Source organism: Pseudoduganella sp. RAF53_2 (assembly GCF_052113985.1).
Lineage (GTDB): Bacteria > Pseudomonadota > Gammaproteobacteria > Burkholderiales > Burkholderiaceae_D > Rugamonas.
The window spans coordinates 1-5,668 of the sequence record NZ_JBFRDW010000389.1 but is presented as its reverse complement, the minus strand read 5'-3'; the positions used below and the strand labels follow the sequence as shown (position 1 = coordinate 5,668).

The 5,668-nt window shown below is 58.8% G+C and carries 8 protein-coding genes; 7 read left to right on the top strand and 1 reads right to left on the bottom strand.

The features are described from left to right. Window positions 1-10: 10 nt before the first annotated feature. The 3 genes from AB4Z11_RS20910 to AB4Z11_RS20900 are packed head-to-tail and all read left to right on the top strand — an operon-like array spanning window position 11 to window position 2,743. Window positions 11-724 (top strand): DNA/RNA non-specific endonuclease, encoded by a 714-nt coding sequence (locus AB4Z11_RS20910; RefSeq protein ID WP_442027416.1) that lies wholly within the window; start codon window positions 11-13, stop codon window positions 722-724. Next, window positions 721-972 (top strand): hypothetical protein, encoded by a 252-nt coding sequence (locus AB4Z11_RS20905; RefSeq protein ID WP_442027415.1) that lies wholly within the window; start codon window positions 721-723, stop codon window positions 970-972. Before AB4Z11_RS20910 ends, AB4Z11_RS20905 begins: the two co-directional genes overlap by 4 nt. 52 nt (window positions 973-1,024) lie before the next feature. Further along, window positions 1,025-2,743, top strand: coding sequence for a DUF4214 domain-containing protein (locus AB4Z11_RS20900; protein ID WP_442027414.1), 1,719 nt, complete (start codon window positions 1,025-1,027; stop codon window positions 2,741-2,743). Here the strand turns inward: AB4Z11_RS20900 and AB4Z11_RS20895 are convergent. Further along, on the bottom strand, window positions 2,731-3,720 hold the full coding sequence (locus AB4Z11_RS20895; RefSeq protein WP_442027413.1) for a diguanylate cyclase: 990 nt from the start codon (window positions 3,718-3,720) through the stop codon (window positions 2,731-2,733). The two genes, AB4Z11_RS20900 and AB4Z11_RS20895, sit on opposite strands and share 13 nt — an antisense overlap. 150 nt (window positions 3,721-3,870) lie before the next feature. Between AB4Z11_RS20895 and queE the strand changes: the two genes are divergently transcribed. The 4 genes from queE to AB4Z11_RS20875 all read left to right on the top strand — a co-directional run. After that, on the top strand, window positions 3,871-4,503 hold the full coding sequence (queE, locus tag AB4Z11_RS20890; RefSeq protein WP_442027411.1) for a 7-carboxy-7-deazaguanine synthase: 633 nt from the start codon (window positions 3,871-3,873) through the stop codon (window positions 4,501-4,503). 3 nt (window positions 4,504-4,506) lie between these two features. Further along, on the top strand, window positions 4,507-4,953 hold the full coding sequence (gene queD / locus AB4Z11_RS20885; RefSeq protein WP_442027410.1) for a 6-carboxytetrahydropterin synthase QueD: 447 nt from the start codon (window positions 4,507-4,509) through the stop codon (window positions 4,951-4,953). Beyond that, window positions 4,946-5,416, top strand: coding sequence for a tRNA adenosine(34) deaminase TadA (gene tadA / locus AB4Z11_RS20880; protein ID WP_442027409.1), 471 nt, complete (start codon window positions 4,946-4,948; stop codon window positions 5,414-5,416). Before queD ends, tadA begins: the two co-directional genes overlap by 8 nt. Before the next feature lie 50 nt (window positions 5,417-5,466). After that, window positions 5,467-5,668, top strand: a 202-nt coding sequence (locus AB4Z11_RS20875; RefSeq protein WP_442027407.1) for an alpha/beta fold hydrolase, incomplete at its 3' end; no start/stop codon positions are given.

Genomic DNA, 5,668 nt, shown 5'->3' with positions numbered 1-5,668 from the left:
GGCGCATGGCGTGAGCCTGGCTTCCCCATCCTGTCCCCAATATTTTGTCGACGGGCGTTCTCCCCAAATCGTCAACGAAAAGCTGGCGCGCGAAACGCAAACCCTGTGTTTCCGTTCCTTCGGCCTGATGCACTCCGGCCTGACCCGCAYGCCGCTGTGGTCGGCCGAGCATCTGACGCCGGACCAGCTGAGCGCGGCGCAGGAGCTATCGCGCGAGAACAGCTTCCATTCCGAGCAGCAGTTGCCGTCGTCGCAGCGCGCCGAGCTTGCCGATTACGCGCGCAGCGGTTTCGATCGCGGCCATATGGCGCCAAACGGCGATATGCCGGACCGCACCAGCCAGCACGAAAGCTTTTCGCTTGCGAATATGGTGCCGCAGGATGCCGACAATAATCGCCATGTGTGGGCGTCGATCGAGCAGGCCGTGCGCAAGATGGCCAAACGCGAAGGCGGCCTTTATGTGATTACCGGCCCGGCGTTTATCGGACGCGAACTGCGCAAGGTGGGCAATGTGCTGGTGCCGAGCCATTTATACAAAGTGGTGTTCAGCCCGCGCCAGAATGCGGCCGCCGCTTATTTCATTGCCAATGAGCCGGACGCGCGTTATCAGACCATCAGCGTGGCCGAACTGGAAGGCAAACTTGGTATCAATTTGTTGCCGGCGTTGACAGAACATCAGAAAGAATCGATGCTACGCCTGCCTCGGCCGAAAGGAAAATCATGAAAGAATTCAAACCCTATGCGAACGAAGCGCAGGTGCTGCACATCGGCGGCCTGCAGATTGAAAACCGGCTTGATCGCATCACCATCAGCGGTGATGTCGATCTGACACGCGATGCCGCCGGTCTCGCAAATGCTAATGCTTTGCATGCGCTGTTGAAGCGCGTGGTGGCTGCATTGGAGGCCGCGCCGGACCTGCCCGGACGCTTGCCAGCGCCAGATACAAAAAAGGTCGAAAACCCGTTCGATTAGCTGAATACTTAGTGATAAGATGCTTCCAGGTAACTAATCTTCGACCAGCATCATGACGCTCACCACCGGAAACAACTCGATAGATTCGCTTGTCTACAGCAGCTGGAACTACGATGCACACACTCCGGTGACGCTCACTTACAGCTTCCTGAGCAGCCCGCCGTCAGGCGCCAGTTCGATCGACAGGAATGGCTTCATGTCGATGACCGCCATTCAAAAGCAGGCGGTCGCTACCGCGCTGCAGGTGTGGGCGGATGTCGCCAATGTGAGTTTTCAACAGGTGAGCTCAAGCGGCGAACTGCGTTTCGGAACAAACGACCAGTCTGCGGCGGGCTCTGCTGGCTACGCGTACTTGCCTGAGCCAGGCCGCGACTTTGTGAGCATGTACCTGGATAACACCTATCAGGGCAATACTTACTTTGGTTCGGGTAGCGTGGGCATGAATGACGTGGTGCACGAGATTGGCCATATGCTGGGGCTGAAGCATCCTGGCGACTATGACGCAGGCGGTGCGTCATTGGGTGGCGCGGTTCTGCCCAAGACCTTCGATAACGAAGACTATTCGATCATGTCGTACACCGCGCCAATTGGTGCGCACGTCAACGGCAAGTATCCCGGCTCGCCCATGCTGTACGACATCCAGGCAATTCAATACTTGTACGGCCCTAACATGAGCTATCGAGTGGGTGACGATAGCTATTCGTTTTTCTCAAACTCGGCGCCGCAGTGTATTTGGGATGCCGGCGGAAATAATACCTTCGACTTTTCCAATTGCCTCGATCAGGTCAGCATCAACCTGAATGCAGGCACATTCAGCGAAACCTCGCCGGGTCTTCACAATATTTCGATCGCATACGGCGTCTCAGTTCAGCATGCGATTGCCGGCTCCGGTGGCTCGGTGATGATTGCCAATGACCTGGGTGATGTGCTGACGGGCGGCCCCGGGAATGACCAAATCGAAGTCGGCAAAGGCAACGATGTCATTAATGGCGGCGGAGGTAACGACTCGGTTATTTTCCATCATTCTTTTGACAGCTATGGCGTAGTGCGGCTTGGCGATTCTGTGACTGTGATCGGCGAGGGCATCGACACTTTGCAGGGAATTGAATCTCTGCGATTCAGCGACCAGACGCTGACGCTGGCCGATTTGCCACAGGCAGTTTCCATCACCGGCACGGCAGGTAACGACATCTTGTATGCGCAGACTGGCGATCAAAGAATTGAAGGCGGCGCAGGTATTGACACGCTCGTGCTCAATGGCCCGGAAGGCAATTTCCGCCTCAATCCGGTCTCCGGAGCGGTGGTTATTAATGACGCGCTGGGCGGGATCGATGTGCTGACGGGGGTGGAACGCCTGCAGTTCAGCGATGGCGCCCTGGCATTGGATGTGGATGGAACCGCTGGCCAGTTGTATCGCTTGTACGGCGCCACATTCGACCGTGCGCCGGATGACAGCGGCCTTGGCTACTGGCTGCACGCGGGCGACAGCGGCACCAGTCTGGAGTCGATTGCTTCCGGCTTTACCAATAGCCAGGAATTCATCCTGCGTTACGGCAGCAATCTGAGTGACGCAGGCTACGTCACGCAGCTCTACCACAATGTGCTGCACCGTGACCCGGACGCGCCCGGTTTTGCCGACCATATGTCCCGCTTGGCACACGGCGTGTCGCGCGAGGACGTGCTGCTCGCGTTCTCCGAATCGGTTGAATATATCGCGTCGCTGGTCGGCGTGATGCCGAACAAACTTCCCTACATTCCCTACACTGGCTGATCGGGGCTGATGCGGTTGCGGCCCATGTGTTTGGCGCGATAGAGCGCCGCGTCGGCGGTGGCGATCAGCTGCGAAGGCTCGTTGCTGTTTGAGGCGATGGCCGTTGCAGCGCCGATGCTTACGGTAACGAACTGCTTGTCCGCGCCGAGGTTCGGCAAGCGCAGGGCTTCGACACGGCAGCGGATGCGCTCCGCCACGATGGCGGCGCCTTTCAGCGATTGATTCGGCAGGATCACTGCAAACTCTTCTCCGCCATAGCGTGCCACCAGATCGTTCGCGCGCATTTCGCTCGCCACGGCGGTTGCGATGCGTTTCAGGCATTCGTCGCCGCCCACGTGGCCGTAAGCGTCGTTGTATTGTTTGAAGTTGTCGACGTCGACCATCAGCAGGGACAAGGGCTGCTGCTGGCGCAGGGCTCGCTGCCATTCGGCGTGTAGCGTATCGTCGAAACAGCGGCGGTTGGCGAGGCCGGTGAGGCCGTCGCGTGTGGCGAGTTGTTCCAGCGCGATCTGGGCCTGTTTTTCGTCGGTCATATCGCGCAGGGTTTCGACCACGGCAATCATGCTGCCGTCCGCATCATGGATGGGACTGGCGTCCACTGCAAGGTAGCGGCGGCGTCCGGTACGCGGCATCTCGCACCAGTTTTCTGCGCAGAGATTGTCCTTGCTTTCGCCGTGGATAGCGTGGCTGTCGTAGAGATGGCGGACTTCATCGGTGCGGCCCTGGACCACCAGATCGGCCAGGGTAGGGCGCGGCGCTTCGTAAAAGCAGCGCCAGTGATCGGACGTGCCCAGCACTTCATGGGCCGGAACTCCGGTCAGCCTTTCGCAGGCGCGGTTCCAGATGATGACTTTACAATTTGTGTCGAGAACGAAGGTGGGAATGACCAGTAATTCCATCAGCTTGAAAGCGAATCCATGCTGCTGACCGGCTTGGGAAAATTCCGACAGATGCTGGATTTTGAGGAGTTGGTTCATTTGGCGGCAGCCCCTTTTGTTCGGTGGTGAATTGATTTTGCCCCCTTGCTGCATAGCCACTGTTGATTCAGCGCAAACTGTGTCTGGTTGGAGAAACGGGTATAATAGAAGGTTGCCTCCCGGGCTTTCGGCCCGATTCCTGGAACTATCGTGACATACAGCATCAAAGAGATCTTCTATACCCTGCAGGGCGAAGGCGCCCATGCCGGACGGCCCGCCGTTTTCTGCCGCTTTTCCGGCTGCAATCTGTGGACCGGCCGCGAGAGCGATCGCGCCAGCGCCGTCTGCCAGTTCTGCGACACGGACTTCGTCGGCACCGACGGCGAACGTGGCGGCAAATTCACCACGCCTGAAGCCCTGGCACAGGAGATCGACAGCCTGTGGCCGCAAGGCCATGGCCACAAATACGTGGTGTTCACTGGCGGCGAACCGCTGCTGCAACTGGATGCGCCGCTGATCGACGCCATGCACGCGGCCGGCTTCACCATCGCCATCGAAACCAATGGCACGATCGAGGTGCCGGCCGGCGTGGACTGGATTTGCGTCAGCCCGAAAATGGGTTCGCAGCTGGTGGTCACGAAAGGCAATGAAATCAAGGTCGTCATTCCGCAGAAGGATCAGGAGCTGGCAGCCTACGAAGGCCTGGATTTCGAGCATTTCTTCCTGCAGCCGATGGACGGTCCACTGGCCACCTTCAACACGGAATTGGCGGTCGAAACCTGCAAGCGCAATCCGAAGTGGAATCTGAGCCTGCAAACCCATAAACTTTTGAACATCCCCTGAGCAATGCTGACCATTACCCGCAAGCTGGAATTCGATGCTGGCCATCGTATTCCGGACCACAAGAGCCAGTGCCGCAACTTACACGGCCACCGCTACACGCTGGAAATCACCCTGACCGGCGCCGTGATCGACGTCGAAGGCAATTCCGACAACGGCATGATCATGGACTTCTCCGACGTGAAGACCATCGCCAAGGAAAATCTGGTCGACGTGTGGGATCACGCCTTCCTGGTGTACGAGAAGGACGCCTCCGTCAAGGACTTCCTGGCTTCGCTGCCCGGTCACAAGACCGTTGTGATTGACCGCATTCCAACCGTGGAAAACCTGGCAGCGGTGGCCTGGGACATCCTGAAGGCCGCCTTCAAGGACCGCTACGGCACCGGCCTGCACCTGCACAAGCTGGTGCTGCACGAAACCCCGAACTGCTGGGCTGAGATCACCGATGCCTGATCCGCAGGACTTCATGCGCGAGGCCCTGGCCGAGGCGCAGCGCGCCTGGGATCGGGGTGAAGTGCCGGTGGGCGCTGTCGTGGTGAAGGATGGCGTGGTGATCGGCCGCGGCTTCAACCAGCCGATCGGCAGCCATGATCCCACGGCGCACGCGGAAATTGTCGCGCTGCGCGCCGCGGCCGAAGCGGTGGGCAATTACCGCCTGCCGGGCTGCGAGCTGTATGTAACGCTGGAACCTTGCGTCATGTGCTCGGGCGCCATGATGCACGCGCGCCTGTCCCGTATCGTCTACGGTGCGACGGACCCGAAGACCGGTGCCTGCGGTTCGGTCGTGAATATGTTTGAACAGGAAAAACTCAATCACCATGCGGAGGTTGAGGGAGGCCTGCTGGCCGAAGATTGCGGCAATCTGCTCAAGGCATTCTTTGCCGAGCGCCGTCGTGTGGCAAAACAACAAAGCTGAACCGTGCTCCATGTCACGGTGCTATCCTGTCACTAATGGAGGACAGGGTCGTGGCAACTGCCGAAATAAACGGTATTACCATTAGCTTCGAGGCAAGCGGGAACCCCGGCAACCCTGCGGTGTTGCTGAACATGGGGCTCGGGCTGCAACTCGTTTCCTGGCCGCCTGCCTTCGTCGAAGGCCTGGTAGAAATGGGCTATTACGTGATTCGCTATGATAACCGTGATGCAGGCCTGTCCAGCAAATTCGACC